This is a genomic window from Gammaproteobacteria bacterium, from assembly GCA_032250735.1.
Lineage (GTDB): Bacteria > Pseudomonadota > Gammaproteobacteria > SZUA-152 > SZUA-152 > SZUA-152.
Genome location: JAVVEP010000005.1, coordinates 146,958 through 168,384, shown reverse-complemented (window position 1 = coordinate 168,384; position 21,427 = coordinate 146,958). Strand labels below are relative to the sequence as shown.

Sequence of the window (21,427 nt, the reverse complement as noted above, 5' to 3'; positions counted from 1 at the left end):
CGCTTGGAATGATATGGGAAGAGCGAATGCTCTTGAGAAGTTACGGATTCAGGTTTCACTTATAGCGGCGGTTTTGGCCATCTAGGTTATTGGGGCGTGTGGACTGAAAATGGCGACGCACTTGCCGACGGCACCACAATCACCAAAGAAACCTTCGGCAACAGTGCGGCAGCCGAAAACTACACCGTGAATGTCTCGCCGGGTAAATTGTGGCGTCGTACACGCGTAGCCTCCAGCTTCGCTAACTTTATCGGCATGGAACTCAACTGGTGGGGAGATCCAAGTGATCCCTTCTGCATGAGTGGTTGCGCAAGCCAGGGTGACTACCGTGTAACAGTGTTGGACGAAACATCAGTCGGTGCCGGCGATTACAAGGTCGTTGCCACCAATTCCCTGACGTGGGGAGAGAGTGGTCCGCAGCTTGGAACGGCTTTATCACCGCAACCCAATATCACGCCAGCGAACAACTGGGAACAACTCTGGATGAACTCCGATGCCCTGGGCGGCAGTGTCGTGGTGAAAACCGCAGAGGTGGTCTTCTTCAAGGAAGAAATGGTTTCACCCAGCGAGACCACTCTTAACGGCCTCAACCTGACCTGTTTTGAACGCTGCCCACGCGGCGACATTGCCAGCTCTGCCACCCAGGAAACTGACCTGTTTCATGACCTGGACAGTGGGGCCGGCACCAATATCCAAAACCCCGATAGCAGCGGTACCGCAAGCAATCGTACGTACACCTTAGCGGTGGCAAACGGCAAGATGACCCTTACCGACGATACGCTCGCCGACCAATCTGTTGACGTGCCTGCCGACGTGGTTTGGACGAGTTTCACCGAAGACTGGTACCAGTGGGGCGTGCAAAGTGGTGACATGGTCACCACCACCGTTGCCGCTGGACTCACCGATTGGTATGAGGTGTACAACGCGACAACGACTTATCGTTGGGAAACCGGCAGCAACAACTGGAACCAGAATATTTCGGTATCAGGTACCGGCGGCATCGTCAGCTTTGATAAGCCACTACAAATGACCTATCAATATGTCCTGGGCGATGACCCCAATGGCGATAGCTTTCCCGCCGGCAGCACGTTCCTGCTGGAATACGGCGGTCCTGGTGAACTGTGGGGTTTCCCGTGGCAGGATGACGGTACTGGTCGCTGGTACTCAGCCCTGGCGCTGAAAGATGGCATCACCCTGACTGACGGCACCAACAGCTTCAAGCTACGCGGCATGGAAAAAGAGAAGACGATGCGTGATGTTGCCCTTACCCCTGATTGCGACGCGCTGAATGTTGATACCGTGCTTAGTCTGGAACTGCCTAGCGCGGTAGCCGCCTCACCCAGCTTTGCCTGGAGCGAGAAGCCAACGGTAACTGACGCGCCAGCTGTAATCGAAGGCGAACTTCAGTAATAGTGACTGTTAAGTAAAGCAACGAGGCCTCATCCCACATGGATGAGGCCTTTTTTTTAGGCGCAAACAAGCCTAGCCGACACAACTCAAAATATATCGCTTATAGTCCGGCATTAAACCCACCATATTCGATGCCCGTGAGTGCAGCCATATGCTGACTTTAGGTCGCCAGATTTGTGCGATTAACCTGCTGCAAGTGATCGTGTCCGCAGGCGCGGGCCATCACCTGCATCAGTTCGGTGGCGGCCTCGAAAAAGCGCGCCAGTTGCATGGCGGGTTTTTCCACGTCAAGCCTGGCGCGCAGATCCGATTTTTGTGTGACACATAGCGCAGACATCCCACCTGCGCTATGGTTGTAAGTGAGTCAAATCTTCTTACTGGAAAAACACTGGAACAATTCCTGCACCAAAAGGACAACGTATGCGACTACTCCACACCATGCTGCGCGTTGGCGACCTGGAACGCTCCATCGCCTTCTATACCGAAATTCTCGGCATGACATTATTACGCCGCAAAGACTACCCTGACGGGAAATTCACCCTGGCCTTTCTCGGCTACGGTGACGAAGCCACAAACACCGCGCTGGAACTGACCTACAACTGGGACACCGATCACTACCAGCTGGGCACCGGTTACGGCCACATCGCCATTGAAGTCGATGACGTCTACCAGGCCACGGATGCCATCAAACAACACGGCGGAAAAATTTTGCGTGAGGCAGGCCCGATGAACGCCGGCAGCACCATCATCGCCTTTGTCGCCGATCCCGATGGTTATCCCATTGAATTAATCGGCAGCCAATAACGCCGAGTTACCACGCAAATCATGCTAACCAAACTAGCTGCATTTCCCAAACCACAGAAGGTGCATGACAAGGAGAACGTCATGAACAGATCATCTTTCCCTCACCTGCCTCTTATCCTGCTAACGGCTTGGCTGATGATATGTACCACTGCCAGCGCGGATCACAGCTGCACGGATTGCCATACCAGCAACACCCCCAACAACACCGACCTCATCAAACCACTTTCCGCCCTCTGTGCTGACTGCCATGCCGAGCGCATCGCCGCCGGGGAACACGTGGTGGATGTCCCGGTGTTCGCCGCAAACACCCGCTTGCCGTTGCACAACGGGACAATAAGTTGTGCCACCTGTCATGACCCTCACCAGCCCTTCGCGGCATTGCGGATGGTGGATCCGGAGTTGTGTAGGCAATGCCATACCCGTTAAAACGTATCGCACCCGCCAACTCAGCCATGAACAACAAGCGAATCATGGAAACCAATGCCTTAGCCCACTACGACACAAGCGACAATCCAGCCAACTGCTGCCCAGGATTCAATCCCGAAGGTTGGGGTGAACAATAGACCGGCAATACCCTGCGCGCAGTAACGGGTAGTGATGTATGCGCTAGCGGTGTTTATCCCGCTGCTCGGTGCCGGCCGTGCCGTCCTGCGGCTCTAACCGTAAGTGCAAGGCCGCCTTGGCCAGCAGGTGGGCGCTGACCGGTGCGGTGATGAACAGGAACAGGGTTACCAGGATCTCGTGCAGGCTGATGCCGTCGTCCTGGGCGGAAAAGTACACTGCCGAGGCGATGAGGATGCAACCGACGCCCAGGGTGGTGGCCTTGGTCGGGCCGTGCAGGCGGGTATAGAAATCCCGCAGCCGCACCAGCCCCAGGGAACCGATGAAGGTGAACACCGCGCCGGTGATGATGAGTGTCGAAAGCAGAATATCCATGGGTCAGAGCCTGTGAAAAAATCGACGGCCGTAGCGAGGGCGTCGATTTGCGAGCGAAACAAGGCGCGCGACGTGAAAACAAGGGAGTTTGGTGAACCAAATGACCGCCGTTTTCATGGTGCGCAACGCCGTTGCAGCCGAAAAGTGACGTTCACAGTAGGTCGACGATTTTTTCACAGGCTCTCTGTCCTCATTCGATGATGTCGCCGCGCAACAGGTATTTGCACAACGCCACGGTGCCGACGAAGCCCATCAGGGCAATCAGCAGCGCGGCCTCGAAGTAGATGTTGTTGCCGAGATAGATGCCGAACAGCACCAGCAGGGCGATGGTGTTTACGTACAGGGTGTCGAGGGCGAGGATGCGGTCCGGCGCGCTGGGGCCGCGCAACAGCCGCCAGAAGGCGAACACCACGGCCAGCCCGACCAGGCTGAAGGCGATCAGCAGTGCGTTGTCGATCATGGCTCGAACACCTCCTTCAGTGGCGCCTCGTAACGCTGCTTGATGGTGCGCAGCACCGCCTCGGGATCATCGGTGCTGAGGGCGTGGATCAGTAGGTAGCGGCGATCGGCCGACAGCTCGGCCGAGACCGTGCCGGGGGTCAGACAGATGGTGTTAGACAGCAGGCTGATGGCCAGATCGGATTGCAGCTCCAGCGGCAGGCGCAGGAAGCACGGTCGCAGCCGCCGCGGGCCGCGCAGGATCAGGCCGGCGACAATAAAGTTGGCAGTGACGATATCGCTCAGCACCACGGCGATTAAGCGCAGCAGGGTCAGGGGGCGGCGGATCACCACCCGCTCGGGCCAAAATTGCCGCGTGAACAGCGGGATCAGCCAGCCCAGCAACAGCCCGAGGATGATGCTGGCGGCGGACAGCGCATTGCTCAGCAGCACCCACACCAGGACGAGGATCAGGCTCAGCAGCGGATGGGGTAACAGTCGTTTCATGGCCGGGACTCCAGCGCAAGCCCGGCGGCCGGACCCAGCACGGCGCGCACATAGTCGGCGGGTTGCAGCAGCTGGGCGGCGGTGGCGCGGGCGAATTCATCCACCGGCCCGGCGCCGATCACCAGCGCGCCGCACAGCAGGACCAGGGCCGTCGCCGGCAGCAGTTCGCCCACCGGCGATGCGCCGCGCTCGACGGCGGGACTCCCCTCCCCGGCCCGATAGAACAGCACGCTGCCGGACCGCGCCAGGGCGATGATGGCCAGCAGGCTGGTGACCAGGGTTACGCCGATGACCCAGGGCATCCACTGATGGTCGACCGCGGCCTGCAGGGTCAGCCACTTGCCGATGAAGCCCGACAGCGGCGGCAGCCCGGCGATGAGCAGGGCCACCACAAAAAACAGGCTGCCGATCAGCTGCCGATCGGCCAGGGCGACGCCCGGCTCGAGGCGGTCATCCGCCGCACCGCGCCGCCGGGTGATGGCGTCGGCCAGCAGGAAGAAGGCCCCGGCGGCGAAGGTGGCGTGCGGCAGATAATAGAGCCCGGCGGCGATGCCGGCGCTGGAGCCGAGCCCAAAGGCGGTCAGCAACGAGCCGACCGAGGCCACCACCAGGTAGGCGATCTGCTGGCGCAGGGCGGTGGACGCGAGCACGCCGAGCATGCCCACCAGCAGGGTAAGCAGGGCCAGCGGCAGCAGCCAGGCGGTGATCATGCCGGCCAGCGGACCGGCGCCGCCACCGAAGATCAGGGTATCCAGGCGCAGGATGCTGTAGGCCCCGACCTTGGTCATGATGGCGAACAGCGCCGCCACCGGGGCGCTGGTGTTGGCATAGGCGGCCGGCAGCCACAGGTGCAGCGGTAACAGCGCACCCTTCAGCGCAAACACCCCGAACAGCAGCAGCCCGGCGGCCTTCACCGGCCCCAGGTGTTCCGCCGGCAGCAGCGCCACCTGGCGGGCCAGGTCGGCCATGTTGAGGGTGCCCAGCACGCCATAGAGGGTGCCGGCGGCGAACAGGAACAGGGTCGAGCCGGCCAGGTTGATGACCACGAAGTGCAGCCCGGCGCGGGTCCGCAGGCGGCCGCCGCCGTGCAGCAACAGGCCATAGGAGGCCAGCAGCAGGACCTCGAAGAACACGAACAGGTTGAACAGGTCACCGGTCAGGAAGGCGCCGTTGAGGCCGAACAGCTGCAGCTGAAACAGCACGTGGAAATGCCGGCCCCGGGTGTCGTCGCCGCGCAGCGCGTGCAGCAGGGCGAAGCAGGCCAGCAGGCTGGTGATCAGCAGCATCCACACCGCCAGCCGATCCGCCACCAGCACGATGCCGAACGGCGGCGCCCAGCCGCCCAGGGCGTAGGTCAGGATCTCGCCGCCCTCGACCCGGGACAGTAGGGCCACGGCCAGGCCGATCTGGCCGAGTATCGCCAGCAGGCTCAGCAGCCGGCGCAGCTCGATGGCGAAGGGGCGCAGCAGCAACAGCAACACCCCGGCCAGCAGCGGCAGCAGCACGGGGGCGATCAGCAGGTGGCTCATGCGTCCTCCCGCCCGTCGACGTGGTCGTTACCCAGCTCGGCGCGGGCCTTCAGCGCCAGCATGATGACGAAGGCGGTCATGGCGAAGCCGATCACGATGGCGGTGAGCACCAGCGCCTGCGGCAGGGGGTCGGCATAGCCGGCGGCGGTCTGGGTGATGATGGGGGGCCGGCCGATGGTCAGCCGCCCCATGCTGAACAGGAACAGGTTCACCGCATAGGACAGAAAGGTCAGCCCCAGCACCACCGGAAAGGTGCGCGCGCGCAGGGTCAGGTAGACGCCGCAGGCGGTCAGCACGCCGATGATCAGGGCGATCAGGGCCTCCATCAGCGCGCCTCCTCGCCATCGGCCGGATCATGGCTGGCGCTGTGCATCAGCCCGAGGTGGATGAGGATCAGCAGGGTCGCGCCGACCACCACCAGGTAGACGCCGAGGTCGAAGGCCATGGCCGAGGCGACCTCGAATTTGCCGATCAGCGGCCAGTGGAGATAGGTAAAGGTGGAGGTCAAAAAGGGGTGGCCCACCAGCCAGCTGCCCAGCCCGGTGAGCGTGGCGATCAGCAGACCACTAGCGATCAGCGGGTGCATATTGGCCGGCAGGCGCGACTGGGTCCAGGCCACGCCGTTGGCCAGGTACTGCATGATCAGCGCCACGGCGGTGATCAGCCCGGCGATAAAGCCGCCGCCGGGCTGGTTGTGGCCGCGCAGCAGGATGAAGATCGACACCAGCAGGGCCAGCGGCAGCAGCAGCCGGGTCAGCGAGGCCATCACCGTCGGGTGCATATCCCAGTTCCAGGGGCGCCGGCCGTCGCTGTCCGGGCCCGGCAGCTGGAGCTGCTCCAGCAGGGCGAAGATGCCCAGCGCCGCCAGCGCCAGCACCGCAATCTCGCCGAGGGTGTCGTAGCCGCGAAAGTCCACCAGGATCACGTTCACCACGTTGTAGCCACCGCCGCCGGGCTTGGCGTTGTCGATGAAAAAATCGGCAATGCTCTGATAGGGCCGGCTCAGCACCGACCAGGCCAGCAGCGCCGCGCCCGCCCCGGCCACGCCGGCCAGCAGGCCGTCACGCCATACCCGCGCGTGGCTGGACTCGCGCTCGGGACGCTGGGGCATAAAGTACAGCGCCAGCAGCAACAGGACGATGGTGACGATCTCCACCGACAGCTGGGTCAGGGCCAGGTCCGGGGCGGAGAACTTGACGAAGATCAGCGCCACCACCAGCCCCACCGCGCCGATCAGCACCAGGGCGGTGAAACGCTGCCGGTGCAGCGCCACGGTGGCGATGGCGGCGAGCATCAGGCCGATGGCGGCGATCAGGCTGATGCCGTCCAGCGGCAGCGAGGCGCGCCCGCCGCTCAGAGGGCTGCCGCTGCTCAGAAAGCCGGCCACGCCCAGCACCAGGGCGGCGACAAACAGGCTCAGCATCAGGCGTTGCAGGCGGCCGGTGTCGAGCAGGCGGGTGACGCCACGCGCGGTGGCGAACAGCGCCTCCATCAGGGCATCGAACAGCGCCCTGCCCTGCAGGCGCTCGCCGTATTTCTCATGCAGGGCGTACAGCGGTGTGCGCATCGCGTACAGCGCGCCGCCGCCCAGCAGGGCCACCACGCTCATCAACAGCGCCGGGCTGAGGCCGTGCCAGATCGCCAGATCGAAGGCGGGCGGCGCGGTCTGCAACAGTCCGGCCGCCGCGATCCGCAGCATGGGCTCGACGGTGAGCGACGGCAGGATGCCCACCAGCAGGCACAGCGCCACCAGCACCTCCACCGGAATCTTCATCCAGCGCGGCGGTTCGTGCGGGATCCTGGGCAGGTCGATGGGCTCGCCGTTGAAAAACACGTCATGGATAAAGCGGAACGAATAGGCCACCGCGAAGATGCCGCCGAGGGTGATCAGGGTCGGCAGCAGCCAGCCCAACTGGAAATAGGTGCCGGCGCTGACCGCCTCGGCAAAGAACATCTCCTTGGAGAGAAAGCCGTTGAGCAGCGGCACCCCGGCCATGGAGGCGGCGGCCACCATCGCCAGCAGCGCGGTGTGCGGCATGTATTTCCACAGGCCGTTGAGCTTGCGCATATCGCGGCTACCGCTCTCGTGGTCGATGATGCCGGCGGCCATGAACAGCGAGGCCTTGAAGATGGCGTGGTTGATGATGTGGAACACGCCGGCCACCGCGGCCAGCGGCGTGCCGATGCCGAACAGCACGGTGATCAGGCCCAGGTGGCTGATGGTGGAATAGGCCAATAGGCCCTTGAGGTCATGCTGGAACAGGGCATAAAAGGCGCCCACCAGAAAGGTTACCAGGCCGACGCTGCCCACCAGCCACGACCACTCCGGCGTGCCCGACAGGGCCGGAAACAGCCGCGCCAGCAGGAACACCCCCGCCTTCACCATGGTGGCCGAGTGCAGGTAGGCGGACACCGGGGTGGGCGCGGCCATGGCGTTGGGTAGCCAGAAGTGGAACGGGAACTGCGCGGATTTGGTGAAGGCCCCCAGCAGCACCAGCACCAGCATGGGCAAATAAAGCGGGTGGGCGCGGATCAGGTCGCCGGCGTTGAGGATCACCGACAGCTCGTAGCTGCCGGCGATATGGCCCAGCAGGATGAAACCGCCGAGCAGGGCCAGCCCGCCGGCGCCGGTAATGGCCAGCGCCATGCGCGCCCCCTGACGGGCATCGGCGCGATGCTGCCAGTAGCTGATGAGCAGGAAGGAGGCGAGGCTGGTCAGCTCCCAGAAGATCAACAGCTGGATGATGTTTTCCGACAGCGCGATACCCAGCATCGCGCCCATGAACAACAGAAGGTAGCTGTAAAAGCGCCCCATGGAATCCTGCGCCGACAGGTAATAGCGGGCGTAGAAGATCACCAGCAGGCCGATGCCCAGAATCAGCAGGGCGAACAACAGCCCCAGACCATCGAGCCGGAATACCAGATCCATGCCTGCGCCCGGTATCCAGGTCCAGCGCTCGATCAGGGTCTCGCCGGCGAACACCGCCGGAATCTGTACCGCCAGTTGTAGCAGGGCCAACAGCGCCACCGCACCAGCGGTCCAGGCCGCGTACAGGCGGCCGAGGCGTGAAATCCAGGCGGTAAAGGCGCTGCCGGCGAACACCGTAAGCAGAAGGGATAGGGTCATCCCGCAAGCTTAACCGGCTTGGGTGTTTTGTGAAACCGGCGTAGCACGGGAAGATGCCGGGTTGACCCCCAATGGCCAGCAAAAGATCCGTGGCACTCATCCCGGCGGTTTGGGTACGGCTGTTGTGTCCCATAGTTGCAGTTATTGTTGTACGCCATTGCGGTAAGCCACCGACGCATAAAGCGACAGAATAACCGTCGAAAATAATGGTTGAATGGGAGAATAAATATTGCATTAATGCACTGAATTTTTGCCGCCGGACCGCTTCTTGCCGGCAGACCGACAGCTCACCCGCACACCCCTCGCGCACATGGACGCATCGACACCACGATCGACACCACAAGGAATGGACGTGAACAAGCCACCACACACTGAACCGGCCGACCTCGACGCGCTGGCCCCCGAGGTGTTCCGCCGCCTCACCGAGACCTCGGCCGACGGTATCGGTATCGCCCGGCTCGACAGCCACCTGCTGTATGCCAACGCCAGCCTACGACGGCTATTTGGGCTAACCGACCCGGCCACGCTGCACGAACAGCGCTTTTTTGACCATTACCCGCCGGCGGAGGCCGAGCGGCTGCGCTATGAGATCCTCCCCCAGGTGCTGGCCACGGGGGCGTGGGTTGGGCCGCTGGGGCTGATGCCGAAGAGTGGCGCGAGCCGGACCTTCATCCAGAGCCTCAGCCTGCTCCGCAGCGCGCACGGCGCGGCGGTGGGGTACACCACGGTCATCACCGACCTCAGCGAACGCGCCGCCACGGAGGCGAAGCTGGCCGGGTACCGCGAGTACCTCGAACAGCAGATGCAGGCACGCACCCAGGCGCTGGAACAACAGAGTCAGCGCAACCGTATGATCGTCAATGCCGCCTTCGACGGCTTCTTTGCCGCCGACCTGAAGGGTCGGCTATGCGACTGCAATCACGCCTATTGCGAGATGCTCGGCTACTCCCGGGAGGAGTTGTTGCAGCTGTCCGTCACCGATATCGAGGCCAATGAACAGCCTGCGGAGGTGGCCGCCCATATCCAGAAGGTCATCAAAACGGGGACGGACCGGTTCGACACCCGGCACCGGCGCAAGGACGGTAGCCTGATCGAGGTCAATATCAATGTGAGCCTGGAGACGGTGGGCGAGGCGGCGCAGTTTTTTGCCTTTGTGCACGACATCACCCCGCGCAAGCAGGTCGAGGCGGAGATCCTCAGGCGTCGCGACGAGGCCGAGCACGCCAACGCCGCCAAGTCCGACTTTCTGTCGCGCATGAGCCACGAGCTGCGCACCCCCCTGAATGCCATCCTCGGCTTTGGAGAGCTGCTGGAGACCGATCCGGAATCGCCGCTGAGCGCGACCCAGCTCGACAATGTGCGCGAGATCCGCCAGGCCGGAGACCATCTGCTGGCCCTGGTCAACGAGGTGCTGGATCTGTCCCGCGTCGAGAGCGGCCAGCTGCAGATCTGCCTGCAGGCGGTGGCCATCACCCCGATGATCGAGTCCTGTCTGGCCCAGCTACAGCCACAGGCCATGCAGCGCGGCCTGCGCATGACAGCCCTGCCTCTGGACACCCCCTGCGCGGTGCAGGCGGACCCTACCCGGCTCCGCGAGGTGTTGTTCAACCTGCTCACCAATGCCATCAAGTACAACCGGCCGGGCGGCGATATCCAGGTCAGCTGTACTCTTGAACCCATCCTCGCTCCCACCGTCGGTCCCGCTCTTAGTTCCACCGCCCGCTCCGGTCCGGCCGGAGAACAACGCCTGCGGATCTGCGTGCGCGACAGCGGTCGCGGCATCCCGGCCGAGGCCCTGCCCCGCCTGTTCCGGCCCTTTGAACGGCTGGAATCGGCCTACGAAGGGATCGAGGGCGCCGGCGTCGGGCTGGCCCTCAGCAAACAGCTGGTGGAGACCATGCAGGGCAGGATCGGGGTGGACAGCGTGCCGGGGGAGGGCAGCAACTTCTGGTTTGAATTGCCCATGGCCGATGCAGCCCCTGCCGCACCCGCTGTGGACCCCGCCCAGCTGACACCGCCGCGCGATGGCCAACGCAGGGTGCTGTGCATCGAGGACAATGCGGCCAACCTGCGCCTGATACGCAAGATCGTCGCCCCCCGCACGGACCTCGAACTGCTCGCCGCCACCAGCGCCGAGGCGGGACTGGAGATCGCCGTCACCCAGCGCCCGGCGCTGATCCTGCTGGACATCAACCTGCCGGGGATGGACGGTTTCGCGGCCCTCAGGCGGCTGCGCGAAAACCCCGCCACCCGGGACATCCCGGTGGTCGCCGTGACCGCCAACGCCATGACCACGGACATCGAACGCGGTCGGGCGGCCGGTTTTGCGGACTACCTCACCAAGCCGCTGGACCTGATGGCCTTCAACGCCGTGCTGGATCGATTGCTGGGCTAATGGAAACCGTCCTCAATCAAGAAGGGGGTATCGACCCACTGGCCGTCGACCTTGCCGGCCAGTGCCGCGCCAAACCTGCGCCAATGCTGGCGACCACTTCGGCAACGGTGACGGGCTGCTCGAATCTGCATTCGGAGCCATCGGGTAAACGGACAACAGGTATTGTGAGAACAAAAAAATATCAGCACCCGACCGGGTGCTGATATTAATGCGGTAGGCACGATTGGACTCGAACCAGCGACGACCCCTACCATGTCAGGCTAATGTTCTAATCAGCTGAGCAACCAGTTGAGCTATTAGTTGATCGATTAGTTGAGCTATGCGCCCCAAAGAGCCGGCATTGTAAGTAGTCGAAAATTCGGACGGTTCAATTTTTGCTCACGGCAGGGCCGTGCTGCCCAAACGTGCCACCCAAGAAAAAGGGGCGGAAACCGCCCCTTTTTCTTCGTTTCTTAAACTAAACAACTAAACGACCAAACTAGACACGACGCGCCATCTTGCGCTGACCGAAGACCATGCCCATGAGCCCCATACCGAACAGGAGAATGCTGCCGGGTTCGGGGACGGCTACTGCAAAGGTATCGGTGGTGTTGTTTAGGACACCATCCGCGCCGGCCACAAACGTTTCGTTGACACTAATATACTGGCCTGAGAGAGGGCTCGGGCCGTCTGGAGCGCCGGCCATGCTCTGCAGCGTGACAACAGTCCCATCACTTAGGGTAATTTCCTTGGTGACGTTGATATCAGAGGTATCTGCGGGAACATCGCTGTCCAGGCTGGCATGGATGAAACTTTCGTCATTCGGAAGGACGGCATTCGCGACATAATTCCAGAAGGAACTTTGGTTCGGGCCAAACCCGCTGAATGGCGATGCCACAAAGTTGAGCGAAACCTTATAGATGTCTTCACCGCCTACCTCATCTTCTGATAGCGTAACGACCGCCCAGCCAATGTCATCATAACCTCCAGTTCCATCACCATAGCTACCGAGATCCCACGTTGTGTCGCCATCAGCGTCTAATACCGGTCCAGCCGCCAGCCAGTTAGCGACAGTGTCCTGATAAAACACCACAGCCTGCGCCTGCCCCGCCATACCTAACCCCAACCCCAATGTAACGACGGATGTCGCCGCAAATTTTGTAAGCTTGTTCATGATTACTTTCTCCTTAGTTTCCATACAGTTGCAAAGTGGGCGAATCTATTCTTTTCACCGGCTTGCAATGCCCGTGATTACCACTCTGAGAAACAAACCGGCAAAATTCCGTGTTTCTGTGATTGCGTAAAGCACAAACTGAGCCACAATATCTTTATGCTTTAATATCAATATGTTACAAACTTCCCCTATCCGCAAATCCGCCTTTCTGTAAATTAATCCGACAAATCGCTGGACCTCACCGCGCCCTTGGCCGCGCGTTCTCACTGCCAGCGCTAAAATGGCGCCGAATATTCCATACATTATCTTTACAAACAAATAGTTATCATTAACGTAAAAATTCCCGACAACCCTGTTTCAGAAACCAGCTGAGCAATCAACTGAGCAATCAACTGAGCGATTAGTTGAGCGATTAGTTGAATTATCAGTTGAACTATCGCACCCAATTGAACCGGCATTGTAAGTAGCCGAAAATTCGGGACGGTTCAATTTTTGCTCACGGCAGGGCCGTGCTGCCCAATCGTGCTACCCAAACATGCCACCCAAGAAAAAGGGGCGGAAACCGCCCCTTTTTCTTCGTTTTTTAAACTAAACAACTAAGCGACCAAACTAGACACGACGCGCCATCTTGCGCTGACCGAAGACCATGCCCATGAGCCCGATGCCGAACAGGAGAATACTGCCGGGTTCGGGGATTGCTGCGAGTACAAAGGTATTGGTGGTGCTGTTGAGGATACCATCCTCACCGGCCACAAACGTTTCGTTCATGCTAATAGATTGGCCTGAGAGAGGACTCGGGCCGTCTGGAGCGCCGGCCATGCTCTGCAGCGTGACAACAGTCCCGTCACTGAGAGTAATTTCCTTGGTGACGTTGACAATAGAGGTATCTGCAGGAACATCGCTGTCCATACTGACATGGAGGAAATTTTCGTCACTCGGAAGGACGACATTCGCGACATAATTCCAGAAGGAACTTTGGCTCGGGCCAAACCCGCTGATTGGCGATTCCACAAAATTGAGCGAGACTTTATAGATGTCTTCACCGCCCACATCATCTTCTGATAGCGTGACGACCGCCCAGCCAATATCATCATAAGCTCCAGTCCCATCACTATAGCTGGCGAGATCCCACGTTGTGTCGCCATCAGCGTCTAGTACTGATCCAGCCGCCAGCCAGTTAGCGACAGTGTCCTGATAAAACACCACTGCCTGCGCCTGCCCCGCCATGCCTAATCCCAATCCTAGTGTAACGACAGATGCCGCCGCAATTTTTGTAAGCTTGTTCATGATTACTTTCTCCTAGTTTCCATACAGTTGCAAAGTGGGCGTATCCGCTTTCCATTGGCTTGCATTGCCCGTGATCACCACTCTGAGAAACAAACCGGCAAAATTCCGTGTTTCTGTAATTACATAAGGCATAAATTGGGCCACAATATCTTTCTATTTCAATATCAATATGTTATGGATTCAGCCTATCTGTAAATCCGCCATTCTGTAAACTAATCCGACGAATCGCTGGTTAATCCGATAAATCGCTAGTTAATCCGACAAATCGCTGGACCTCACCGCGCCCTTGGCCGCGAGCTCCTCAGTGCCGGCGCTAAATTGACGCCGAATATTCCATACATTATCTTTATAAACAAATAGTTATAACTAACGTAAAAATTCCCGACAACCCTGTTTCAGAGCCGCCTTGTTCAAGGCCTTGTTCAAGAAAGGTCCTCTCGGCCGCATAGCCCCGTTGCTTGCCGTCATTTCTCACGTACACCGAGCGTGGGATATTTAGGCTTTCGCCAGTTGTGGCGGACAGCCGACAGGATGATGTACTAGCAATTTTAAACCGCCCGCATATAATGGGAGTTGCTTGGGAAACTGCCGGTATCATTTGGTCTGGCACGGAAACTGCCTTAAGCCCTTCAAGCACATTCAACCATTCTGAAATTAAGGATGCTCATGACACAGCTCGATACTGAAAACCTTTACGATGCCAGGCGCGCCAGCGTCGCGGCGAAGTCGGCCAAAATCAAGCGCCTGACCCTGGACCTGTCCGAGGATCTGCATCGCGCCATCAAGAAGAACGCGGCAGATGAAGGCGTAACCATGGCCGAAAAGCTGCGGGCGCTGCTCATGGACTACTACGACCATAACAGCCGCGACCACGCCAGATAGACCGATTTACCCACCCCCGCCTAGCCCTCGCGCCCAGGCATGCCATTGTAGCGAAGGGTGGAATGCGCTCCCCGCATCTACTTGCTTTGTGGACAACTGCACCCGATATCCAGACTCATGTTCCCGCCTCGCGCGCCTCACGCCCCAACGTACTTCAGGCGCAGAAACGCCATGCCAAGGGCGACTACAAGGCCTCCATCATCCAGCTTAAGAATGCCTTGCAGGCAAGCCGCCAAGGTTTTATGAAATGGCTTATAGCACCCAAAAAAGCGGGGCGCTGGACCTGGTGGCCTTCAACGCCGCACTGGATCGACTGCCGGGGTCGCGGGCCCATTAAAGTTGTCGCCCCGCGCAACCGCAACATTACTGGGCTATAAGCGTCCGAATGGGAGATAGATCCCTGTCACATACCGAGAGGAACGAAGCATGAATCTGCTGGAACAACTAAAAACCATCACCACGGTCGTGGCGGACACCGGCGATATCGAGGCCATCGAGCGCTATCACCCCATCGACGCCACCACCAATCCCTCCCTGCTGCTGAAGGCGGCGCAGATGCCACAATACCGCGAGCACGTGGAATCGGCCATCCACTACGGCAAGACCCATGCCCACAACGAGCAGGAGCAAATCCGCCTGATCCTGGACAAAATCGCCGTCAACTTCGGCACCGAGATTTTGAAGATCGTCCCCGGCCGCGTCTCCACCGAGGTGGACGCGCGCCTGTCGTTCAACACCGAGGCCACCCTGCTGCGCGCCCAGCACCTCATCGACCTCTACGAGGAGGCCGGGGTGGACCGCGATCGCATCCTGATCAAGATCGCCTCCACCTGGGAGGGCATCCAGGCCGCCAAGCAACTGGAGCTGGACGGCATCCACTGCAACTGCACCCTGCTGTTCGATATGGCCCAGGCCGTGGCCGCCGCCGAGGCCGGCGTGACGCTGATCTCGCCCTTCGTGGGCCGCATCCTGGATTGGTATAAGAAGGTCGAGCACGTGGAAGGCTATGTGCCGATGGACGACCCGGGCGTGAAGTCCGTCACCGCCATCTACAACTACTTCAAGCACTTCGGCTACAAGACCCAGGTGATGGGCGCCAGCTTCCGCAACAAGGAAGAGATCCTGGAACTCGCCGGCTGCGACCTGCTCACCATCGCCCCGGACCTCATGGAACAACTGCAAAACCTCGACGGCGTGCTCACCCCCAGGCTCTCGGTGCAAGGCGCCAAGGGCCACAGCGTCGCGCCCATCGATGTCTCCGAACCCGGCTTCCGCTGGCTCATGAACAGCGACGCCATGGCCACGGAAAAACTCGCCGAAGGCATCCGCAACTTCACCGCCGACACCATCAAGCTGGAAGACTACGTGCGGGAACAGGCGCGGGCCGCCGCGGCATAGCGCCTGGGCTATACGCAAAGGGAGGACACACAGGTCCGCCCCTACATTCTTATCACCATCTCGAACCGGTAGGGGCAGGCCTGGGGGTCTGCCCACCTGACAACGCCGTTGTTTTTCGTGTGTAGATGTGTATCATCGGCGACGTGAACAGCAGGGAACTGATCAAAATATTGGAAGCCAACGGATGGTGCTTAACCCGAGTTCGCGGCAGCCATCATCAGTTCTCGCATCCGCACAAGCCGGGGAGCGTTACTGTTCCGCATCCGCGCAAAGACCTCGGTAAAGGTTTGGTCGCCGCCATCCTGCGGCAGACCGGTTTAAAATGAGGCAACCCACCATGCGTTTTCCCATCGCCATCGAACCCGGTAACGACACCCATGCGTATGGGGTGATCGTCCCCGATCTGCCCGGCTGCTACTCCGCGGGCGACACCCTTGACGAGGCCATCGCCAACGCCCCTGAGGCCATCCTCCTGTACCTGGAAGGTCTGCTTGAGGAAGATGCACCGCTGCCGGAGGCCCGCCCGCTGGAAGAACACCGCAAGAACCCTGACTTCGACGGCTGGCTTTGGGCCGTCGTTGACGTCGATCTTAACGCCCTTTCCGACAAGGTCGAGCGCGTCAACATCACCTTGCCGCATCGCGTGCTGCGCGCCCTGGATGTATTCGCCAAACGCCACGGTGAGAGTCGCTCGGGATTTCTGGCGCGGGCGGCGTTAATGGCGATGCGAGAAGACACCAATCACAAGGCATGAACCCGCCGCCCCTCCGCCCTTAGCAACCCAGCCCCGGGCATCGTGCGTTTAGCGCCCTTTGTTGATCTGTCGAGGCTGGTGCCCTGTTCGGTCCGGGCTATCAGCCCTTGCCGATTCCCCAGGGAGACTCTTGCAGCCACGCCTCTACCTGCGCCACCGGCATCGGCCTGCCCATGTAGTAGCCCTGTGCGGCGTCACAACCGTGCGCCCGCAGTCGCGCCCACACGGCCGCGTCCTCCACGCCTTCGGCCACCACGCTCAGGCCCAGCTCATGGGCCAGGGTGATGGTGGAGCGGACGATGCTCTCCGATTCGGCGTCGTCCAGCATGTCGTCGATAAAGGATTTGTCGATCTTCAGCGCCGTGACCGGCAGCTTCTTGAGATAACTCAGGGACGAATAACCGGTGCCGAAGTCGTCGATGTACAGCGGTATGCCCAGCGCCCTGAGGCGTAGCAGCACCGCCAGCGCCCCGGCTGGATCGGCCATCATGGCGCTCTCGGTGATCTCCATCTCCAGCAGGCCCGGCTCCAGCGCCCAGCTCGCACACAGGGCCTCGACCTTGTCGAGCAGCAGCGGGTCCTGCAGGTTATGGGCGGACAGATTGACCGCCACCGGCAGGCGGATACCCGCCTGTCCCCAGGCATGCAGCTGGCGCAGGGTGGTCTCCAGCACCCAGTCACTGAGGGCGCGGATCATGCCGGTGCGCTCCGCCAGGGGGATGAATTCATCCGGCGAGATCCAGCCATGCGTGGGGTGCGACCAGCGGGTCAGGGCCTCGAAACCAATCACGCGCCCTCTGACCATGGAGACCTTGGGCTGAAAATACAGCTCCAGGCCGCCGTCCTCCAGGGCACGGTTCAGGTCGGCGGCCAGCGCCAGATGCCGCTTCTTGTCGGCATCCAGCGCCGGGGAATAGACGGCATAACCGTTGCCGGTGGTCTTGGCCAGCTGCATCGCCACATCCGCGTGACGCAACAGATGTTCCGCATCACGGGCGTGCTCGGGGCAGAGCACAATCCCCGCATTCACCCTCAGCACCAGTGAAAAGCCGTCGATGCTAAACGGCTGGTTCAACAGTTTCAGGATACTCTGCGTCATCTGCTCGGCCTGCGCCAGATCGGCGCCCGGCAGCAGCATGGCGAATTCATCGCCGCGCATGCGGGCCACGTAACCCCCCTCGGGGCAGGCCCGGGTAAGGCGCGACGCGGTCTCCTGCATCACCTGGTTGCCGGCCTCAAAGCCCAGCGTGTCATTGATGTCACGCAACCGCGCCAGGTCAAACAACAGCAGCGCGAGCCGTTGCTGTGGCAGGGATTCCCGCGCCGCACAGCGCTCCAAAAATTCCTCCAGCGAGGTGTGGTTCGGCAGATCGGTCAGCTCGTCATAGTAGGCCATACGCTGGATGGTGGCCTGGGCCGCGGCATGCTGAATGCCGGTACGCAGGGTGCAGATGCCATAGGCCAGGTCACCTGCCATCTCCGACAGCAGGTCAAGCTCCGGGGCGTCAAAGGCCTGTCGATCCTCGGAGTACAGGGTGAAGGCCCCTATCACCGCATCATCCACCTGCAGGGGCAGGGACACGGCGGAGTCGATACCCTGCTCCCGCGCCAGCGCATGCCAGGGCTGGTAACGGGGATCGGTCTGCAGACCATGCACCGTGCAGGGCTGGCCTGTGCGGATCGCGATACCGGTGGGGCCAAGGCCGCGTTCGGTGTCGTCCCAGCTGATGCGTAGCCTGTCGGCCACGGCGCCGTCCATGCCCGCCCAGGCCATCGGCAGGACGGTCTTTTCGGCATCGTCCTGGGCGAAGCCGACCCAGACCATGCGATAGCCGCCGAGCTCCACCGCCACCCTGCACATCTCCTGCAGCAGCGCGGCCTCATCCTGGGTGCGCACCAGGGCATGGTTGCCGCCACTCAGGGTCTGCAGGGCCCGGTTGATGCGCTTCAGTTCCTGGTCCTGGCGCTGTGTCGCCTGCTCCCGCTGCTGCAGCGAGGCGGCCATCCGGTCAAAGGTCTGCGCCAGCTGCGAGAACTCTTTCGACCGATGCCGCAGCTCGGTGCGGGCGCCGAGATCGCCCCGCCCCAGGCGTTCGCTGGTGAGGGTCAGCACACTAAGCGGACGCAACACAAAGGCATTGCTGCCCGTCCAGCCCACGCTGATCACTACCAGCACGATCAGGCTCAGGGCCAGCAGATCCTGTTTGAAGCGGGCATCCACCTCGGCATAGGCGACGTTACGGGGGATGCCCACGCTGACATAGGCCCGCCTGCTTGCGTCCAGGGGGGTGAAGGCAAATAGCCGCTGCACGCCTTCGACATCGGTCGATTCGGCGATGCCCTCCGCGCCCCGTTCGAGGATCAGGCGTACAAAAGGCACATCGGCGATCGACCGGCCAAACCACTCCGCCGGATTGGGAATATGCGTCAGCACCGTACCGCGGACATCGAAGATGGTGATGGTGGTGCCGGCGGGCAGGGCGACGTCCCGCAGCTTGCGGCCCAGCCAGGCCAGGTCCAGCGCCGCGAAGATCACGCCATCGACACGGCCCTTCGCATCCCGTAGCGGGTAGCCCAGGTTGATCGCGCTCTTGCCGGTGATGCGGCCGATCTGATAGCCGCCGATGGTGAATTCATCGTTATTGATGGCGCCACGGAAATAGTCCCGATCCTCGATATGCACCGGCGAAGGCATGGGCAGGCCGCTGCAACGCATCACCCCGTCACGGCCGCTGACGCCAAAATTGGCATAGTAGGGATACTGTTCCAGCTGACGCACCAGCTCCCGCTGACAGGCGGGGCCGCCGTCCGTGGCCCGCACGCTTGGCAGCTGCGCCAGACTGGGCAACAGCTGCCGCGCCCCGGCGATGAGCTCGCGCTGCTCCAGCATCACCAGCCGGGCCAGTCTCAGGGCCAGGGCCTGGGTATGCAGGGTCTGGGTCTTGCGGGTCTCCACGGCATTGTGCAGCAGCAATGCAAATACCGGGACAATGATCAGGGCGAGCAGCAGCACGAGCCTTGCGCGCAGGCCAAAAAACCGATTTGAACTCATAAAAAAATTCCCTTTCCCGGCCCACTCCCCGCCTGTCGATGGGGATACGCCGAAGCACACACACTTTGCTAAAGATCCTTGCTGTGCGTATCAATATCTGACGATAGATAGCGGCGGCGGACATTTGCGGATGACGTACAGCACCCGGCATGTGCAGGTTACCTGTGACAGTAATTTGCGACCGATTCACCAGAAACTTGAATAGAACCTGTGGGTTGCATAGGCATTATCCACCCATCCTGGGTCGGCATGGCGCCCCAAGGATGTCCCGGACTTACCCAGCCCTGCCGCGCGCGCTTCTATTCGCCCGCCCATCGATCCTGCCCCAGGCAGAGGCCCTTGATCCATGGAAGAGATTAACCGGCGTGCGGCTGACGAGGCGGACGCGACAGGCCCGCATCGTGGGGTACAATCAGCGCCTTTCCACCGAAGGACACCCTTACTGATGAGCAACATGAGCAACGAGCTGGATCGGCTGCGACAGCAGCTGCGGGACTTCGCCGCCGAGCGGGACTGGGAGCAGTTCCATTCCCCCAAGAACCTGTCCATGGCGCTGATCGTCGAGGCCGCGGAGCTGGTGGAGCATTTCCAGTGGCTCACCGAGGCGCAGAGCAAGGCGCTGCCGGACGAGACGCGTGACAAGGTCGAGCAGGAGCTGGCGGACATCTTTCTCTATCTGATCCGCATCGCGGACATGCTCGACATGGATCTGCCCAGCGCCGCCCAGCGCAAGATCGAGATCAACCAGCAGAAATACCCCGCAAGCCAGGTACGCGGGCAGTCCAAGAAATACACCGAGTACTGACCGAGCACTGAAAGAACCGGCCATGAAAAAACCACCATGCTGAGCTATCGCCACGGCTTCCATGCCGGCAATTTTGCGGACGTGCAAAAACACGCCGTACTGACCCTGCTGGTGCAGGCACTGCTGCGCAAGGAGGCCCCCTTCTGTTATCTGGACACCCACGCCGGGGCCGCGGTCTACGACCTGCAATCGGCGCTGGCGCGCAAGACCGATGAGTATCAGGCGGGCATCGGCCGTCTCTGGGAACGCGACGACACGCCGCCCGAGGCGGCCGCCTACCTCGCGGCGGTGCGCGCCCTCAACCATGAACGCGGGGAAAACGGTCTGCGCTATTATCCCGGCTCGCCCTGGCTGGTAGACCATCTGCGCCGCGCCCAGGACCGCATGGTGCTCTCGGAGCTGCACACCACCGAGGCGCCGCTGCTGCAAGAGGCCTTCGCCAAACACCGGCGTCTTGCCGTGCATCACATGGACGGCTATCAGGCGCTCAGGGCCTTCCTGCCACCACAGGAGCGGCGCGGGCTGGTGCTGATCGACCCCGCCTATGAACGGGCCGACGAATTCCGGCGCGCGACCGAGGCCCTGGTCGCGGCCTGGCAGCGCTGGCCGACGGGGATCTTTGCGCTGTGGTATCCGATCGCCCGGCGCGACGCGCTGGCGGACTTTTACCGCCGGCTCACCGACAGCGGCATGCGCAAGGTGCTGCGCGCCGAGCTGGTCATCGCCCGCGACGACGTGCCCCACCGGCTCAACGGCTCGGGGCTGATCATCATCAACCCGCCCTGGCAGGTGGATGGGCAGATACGGGCATTGCAGGATTGGCTATGGAAGGTGCTGGCCGTGGACGGCGCGGGTGGACCGCGCCTCGACTGGCTGGTGCCGGAGTAACCTGTTCCGGTTAGCTGCGGCCAACCCGCGGCGGTTGCACGCACGGGCAACGCGCGCCCGGA

General features: G+C 61.5%; 20 protein-coding genes and 1 pseudogene. 11 read left to right on the top strand and 10 right to left on the bottom strand.

Going from position 1 to position 21,427, the window contains the following annotated elements:
• Window positions 1-96: 96 nt before the first annotated feature.
• On the top strand, window positions 97-1,410 hold the full coding sequence (locus RRB22_05045; protein ID MDT8383762.1) for a hypothetical protein: 1,314 nt from the start codon (window positions 97-99) through the stop codon (window positions 1,408-1,410).
• 160 nt (window positions 1,411-1,570) lie between these two features.
• Here RRB22_05045 and RRB22_05040 read toward each other — a convergent pair.
• Window positions 1,571-1,729: pseudogene (locus tag RRB22_05040) on the bottom strand (glutamate synthase).
• Window positions 1,730-1,830: 101 nt separating this feature from the next.
• On the opposite strand from RRB22_05040, the gene gloA reads away from it, so the two are divergent.
• Both gloA and RRB22_05030 read left to right on the top strand, forming a co-directional pair.
• Window positions 1,831-2,214: a lactoylglutathione lyase gene (gene gloA, locus RRB22_05035; protein MDT8383761.1), complete on the top strand. Its 384-nt coding sequence runs from the start codon at window positions 1,831-1,833 to the stop codon at window positions 2,212-2,214.
• Between the two features lie 81 nt (window positions 2,215-2,295).
• Window positions 2,296-2,640, top strand: coding sequence for a cytochrome c3 family protein (locus RRB22_05030; GenBank protein ID MDT8383760.1), 345 nt, complete (start codon window positions 2,296-2,298; stop codon window positions 2,638-2,640).
• Between the two features lie 180 nt (window positions 2,641-2,820).
• On the opposite strand, the gene RRB22_05025 is transcribed toward RRB22_05030, so the two are convergent.
• The 6 genes from RRB22_05025 to RRB22_05000 form a co-directional block, all read right to left on the bottom strand.
• The gene (locus tag RRB22_05025) at window positions 2,821-3,150 is read right to left on the bottom strand and encodes a Na+/H+ antiporter subunit G (protein MDT8383759.1); all 330 of its coding nucleotides are present in this window, start codon (window positions 3,148-3,150) and stop codon (window positions 2,821-2,823) included.
• Between the two features lie 190 nt (window positions 3,151-3,340).
• A complete protein-coding gene (locus RRB22_05020) occupies window positions 3,341-3,610 on the bottom strand; it encodes a K+/H+ antiporter subunit F (protein MDT8383758.1) in 270 nt (89 codons plus the stop codon).
• Window positions 3,607-4,095: a Na+/H+ antiporter subunit E gene (locus RRB22_05015; protein ID MDT8383757.1), complete on the bottom strand. Its 489-nt coding sequence runs from the start codon at window positions 4,093-4,095 to the stop codon at window positions 3,607-3,609. The genes RRB22_05020 and RRB22_05015 overlap by 4 nt, the downstream gene beginning before the upstream one ends.
• Entirely contained in the window at window positions 4,092-5,624 is a 1,533-nt protein-coding gene (locus RRB22_05010) for a monovalent cation/H+ antiporter subunit D (GenBank protein MDT8383756.1), read from the bottom strand. Before RRB22_05010 ends, RRB22_05015 begins: the two co-directional genes overlap by 4 nt.
• Complete coding sequence (locus tag RRB22_05005; GenBank protein MDT8383755.1) at window positions 5,621-5,950, bottom strand: Na+/H+ antiporter subunit C; 330 nt, start codon at window positions 5,948-5,950, stop codon at window positions 5,621-5,623. Before RRB22_05005 ends, RRB22_05010 begins: the two co-directional genes overlap by 4 nt.
• Entirely contained in the window at window positions 5,950-8,751 is a 2,802-nt protein-coding gene (locus tag RRB22_05000; protein MDT8383754.1) for a monovalent cation/H+ antiporter subunit A, read from the bottom strand. The genes RRB22_05005 and RRB22_05000 overlap by 1 nt, the downstream gene beginning before the upstream one ends.
• A gap of 352 nt (window positions 8,752-9,103) precedes the next feature.
• Between RRB22_05000 and RRB22_04995 the strand changes: the two genes are divergently transcribed.
• Window positions 9,104-11,146 (top strand): PAS domain S-box protein, encoded by a 2,043-nt coding sequence (locus RRB22_04995; GenBank protein MDT8383753.1) that lies wholly within the window; start codon window positions 9,104-9,106, stop codon window positions 11,144-11,146.
• The gene (locus RRB22_04990) at window positions 11,146-11,349 is read left to right on the top strand and encodes a hypothetical protein (protein MDT8383752.1); all 204 of its coding nucleotides are present in this window, start codon (window positions 11,146-11,148) and stop codon (window positions 11,347-11,349) included. Before RRB22_04995 ends, RRB22_04990 begins: the two co-directional genes overlap by 1 nt.
• A gap of 275 nt (window positions 11,350-11,624) precedes the next feature.
• On the opposite strand, the gene RRB22_04985 is transcribed toward RRB22_04990, so the two are convergent.
• On the bottom strand, window positions 11,625-12,299 hold the full coding sequence (locus RRB22_04985) for a PEP-CTERM sorting domain-containing protein (GenBank protein ID MDT8383751.1): 675 nt from the start codon (window positions 12,297-12,299) through the stop codon (window positions 11,625-11,627).
• 609 nt (window positions 12,300-12,908) lie between these two features.
• Complete coding sequence (locus RRB22_04980) at window positions 12,909-13,586, bottom strand: PEP-CTERM sorting domain-containing protein (protein MDT8383750.1); 678 nt, start codon at window positions 13,584-13,586, stop codon at window positions 12,909-12,911.
• Window positions 13,587-14,246: 660 nt separating this feature from the next.
• Between RRB22_04980 and RRB22_04975 the strand changes: the two genes are divergently transcribed.
• The 4 genes from RRB22_04975 (at window position 14,247) to RRB22_04960 (ending at window position 16,620) form a co-directional block, all read left to right on the top strand.
• Window positions 14,247-14,468 (top strand): hypothetical protein, encoded by a 222-nt coding sequence (locus RRB22_04975; GenBank protein MDT8383749.1) that lies wholly within the window; start codon window positions 14,247-14,249, stop codon window positions 14,466-14,468.
• Between the two features lie 426 nt (window positions 14,469-14,894).
• Window positions 14,895-15,866 (top strand): transaldolase, encoded by a 972-nt coding sequence (gene tal / locus RRB22_04970; GenBank protein ID MDT8383748.1) that lies wholly within the window; start codon window positions 14,895-14,897, stop codon window positions 15,864-15,866.
• 125 nt (window positions 15,867-15,991) lie between these two features.
• Complete coding sequence (locus RRB22_04965) at window positions 15,992-16,192, top strand: type II toxin-antitoxin system HicA family toxin (protein ID MDT8383747.1); 201 nt, start codon at window positions 15,992-15,994, stop codon at window positions 16,190-16,192.
• Window positions 16,189-16,620: a type II toxin-antitoxin system HicB family antitoxin gene (locus RRB22_04960; GenBank protein MDT8383746.1), complete on the top strand. Its 432-nt coding sequence runs from the start codon at window positions 16,189-16,191 to the stop codon at window positions 16,618-16,620. Before RRB22_04965 ends, RRB22_04960 begins: the two co-directional genes overlap by 4 nt.
• A gap of 100 nt (window positions 16,621-16,720) precedes the next feature.
• On the opposite strand, the gene RRB22_04955 is transcribed toward RRB22_04960, so the two are convergent.
• Window positions 16,721-19,672, bottom strand: a complete 2,952-nt coding sequence (locus RRB22_04955) for an EAL domain-containing protein (protein MDT8383745.1) — start codon at window positions 19,670-19,672, stop codon at window positions 16,721-16,723.
• A gap of 454 nt (window positions 19,673-20,126) precedes the next feature.
• Here RRB22_04955 and RRB22_04950 point away from each other — a divergent pair, with 454 nt between their 5' ends.
• Window positions 20,127-20,477, top strand: coding sequence for a nucleotide pyrophosphohydrolase (locus tag RRB22_04950; GenBank protein ID MDT8383744.1), 351 nt, complete (start codon window positions 20,127-20,129; stop codon window positions 20,475-20,477).
• A gap of 36 nt (window positions 20,478-20,513) precedes the next feature.
• Window positions 20,514-21,365: a 23S rRNA (adenine(2030)-N(6))-methyltransferase RlmJ gene (rlmJ, locus tag RRB22_04945; protein MDT8383743.1), complete on the top strand. Its 852-nt coding sequence runs from the start codon at window positions 20,514-20,516 to the stop codon at window positions 21,363-21,365.
• Window positions 21,366-21,427 lie beyond the last annotated feature (62 nt).

Coding starts and splice junctions, on each gene's coding strand:
- gloA (MDT8383761.1), top strand. CDS start 1,831: ATGCGACTACTCCACACCATGCTGCGCGTTGGCGACCTGGAACGCTCC.
- RRB22_05030 (MDT8383760.1), top strand. CDS start 2,296: ATGAACAGATCATCTTTCCCTCACCTGCCTCTTATCCTGCTAACGGCT.
- RRB22_05025 (MDT8383759.1), bottom strand. CDS start 3,150: ATGGATATTCTGCTTTCGACACTCATCATCACCGGCGCGGTGTTCACC.
- RRB22_05020 (MDT8383758.1), bottom strand. CDS start 3,610: ATGATCGACAACGCACTGCTGATCGCCTTCAGCCTGGTCGGGCTGGCC.
- RRB22_05015 (MDT8383757.1), bottom strand. CDS start 4,095: ATGAAACGACTGTTACCCCATCCGCTGCTGAGCCTGATCCTCGTCCTG.
- RRB22_05010 (MDT8383756.1), bottom strand. CDS start 5,624: ATGAGCCACCTGCTGATCGCCCCCGTGCTGCTGCCGCTGCTGGCCGGG.
- RRB22_05005 (MDT8383755.1), bottom strand. CDS start 5,950: ATGGAGGCCCTGATCGCCCTGATCATCGGCGTGCTGACCGCCTGCGGC.
- RRB22_05000 (MDT8383754.1), bottom strand. CDS start 8,751: ATGACCCTATCCCTTCTGCTTACGGTGTTCGCCGGCAGCGCCTTTACC.
- RRB22_04990 (MDT8383752.1), top strand. CDS start 11,146: ATGGAAACCGTCCTCAATCAAGAAGGGGGTATCGACCCACTGGCCGTC.
- RRB22_04985 (MDT8383751.1), bottom strand. CDS start 12,299: ATGAACAAGCTTACAAAATTTGCGGCGACATCCGTCGTTACATTGGGG.
- RRB22_04980 (MDT8383750.1), bottom strand. CDS start 13,586: ATGAACAAGCTTACAAAAATTGCGGCGGCATCTGTCGTTACACTAGGA.
- RRB22_04975 (MDT8383749.1), top strand. CDS start 14,247: ATGCTCATGACACAGCTCGATACTGAAAACCTTTACGATGCCAGGCGC.
- tal (MDT8383748.1), top strand. CDS start 14,895: ATGAATCTGCTGGAACAACTAAAAACCATCACCACGGTCGTGGCGGAC.
- RRB22_04965 (MDT8383747.1), top strand. CDS start 15,992: ATGTGTATCATCGGCGACGTGAACAGCAGGGAACTGATCAAAATATTG.
- RRB22_04960 (MDT8383746.1), top strand. CDS start 16,189: ATGAGGCAACCCACCATGCGTTTTCCCATCGCCATCGAACCCGGTAAC.
- RRB22_04955 (MDT8383745.1), bottom strand. CDS start 19,672: ATGAGTTCAAATCGGTTTTTTGGCCTGCGCGCAAGGCTCGTGCTGCTG.
- RRB22_04950 (MDT8383744.1), top strand. CDS start 20,127: ATGAGCAACGAGCTGGATCGGCTGCGACAGCAGCTGCGGGACTTCGCC.
- rlmJ (MDT8383743.1), top strand. CDS start 20,514: ATGCTGAGCTATCGCCACGGCTTCCATGCCGGCAATTTTGCGGACGTG.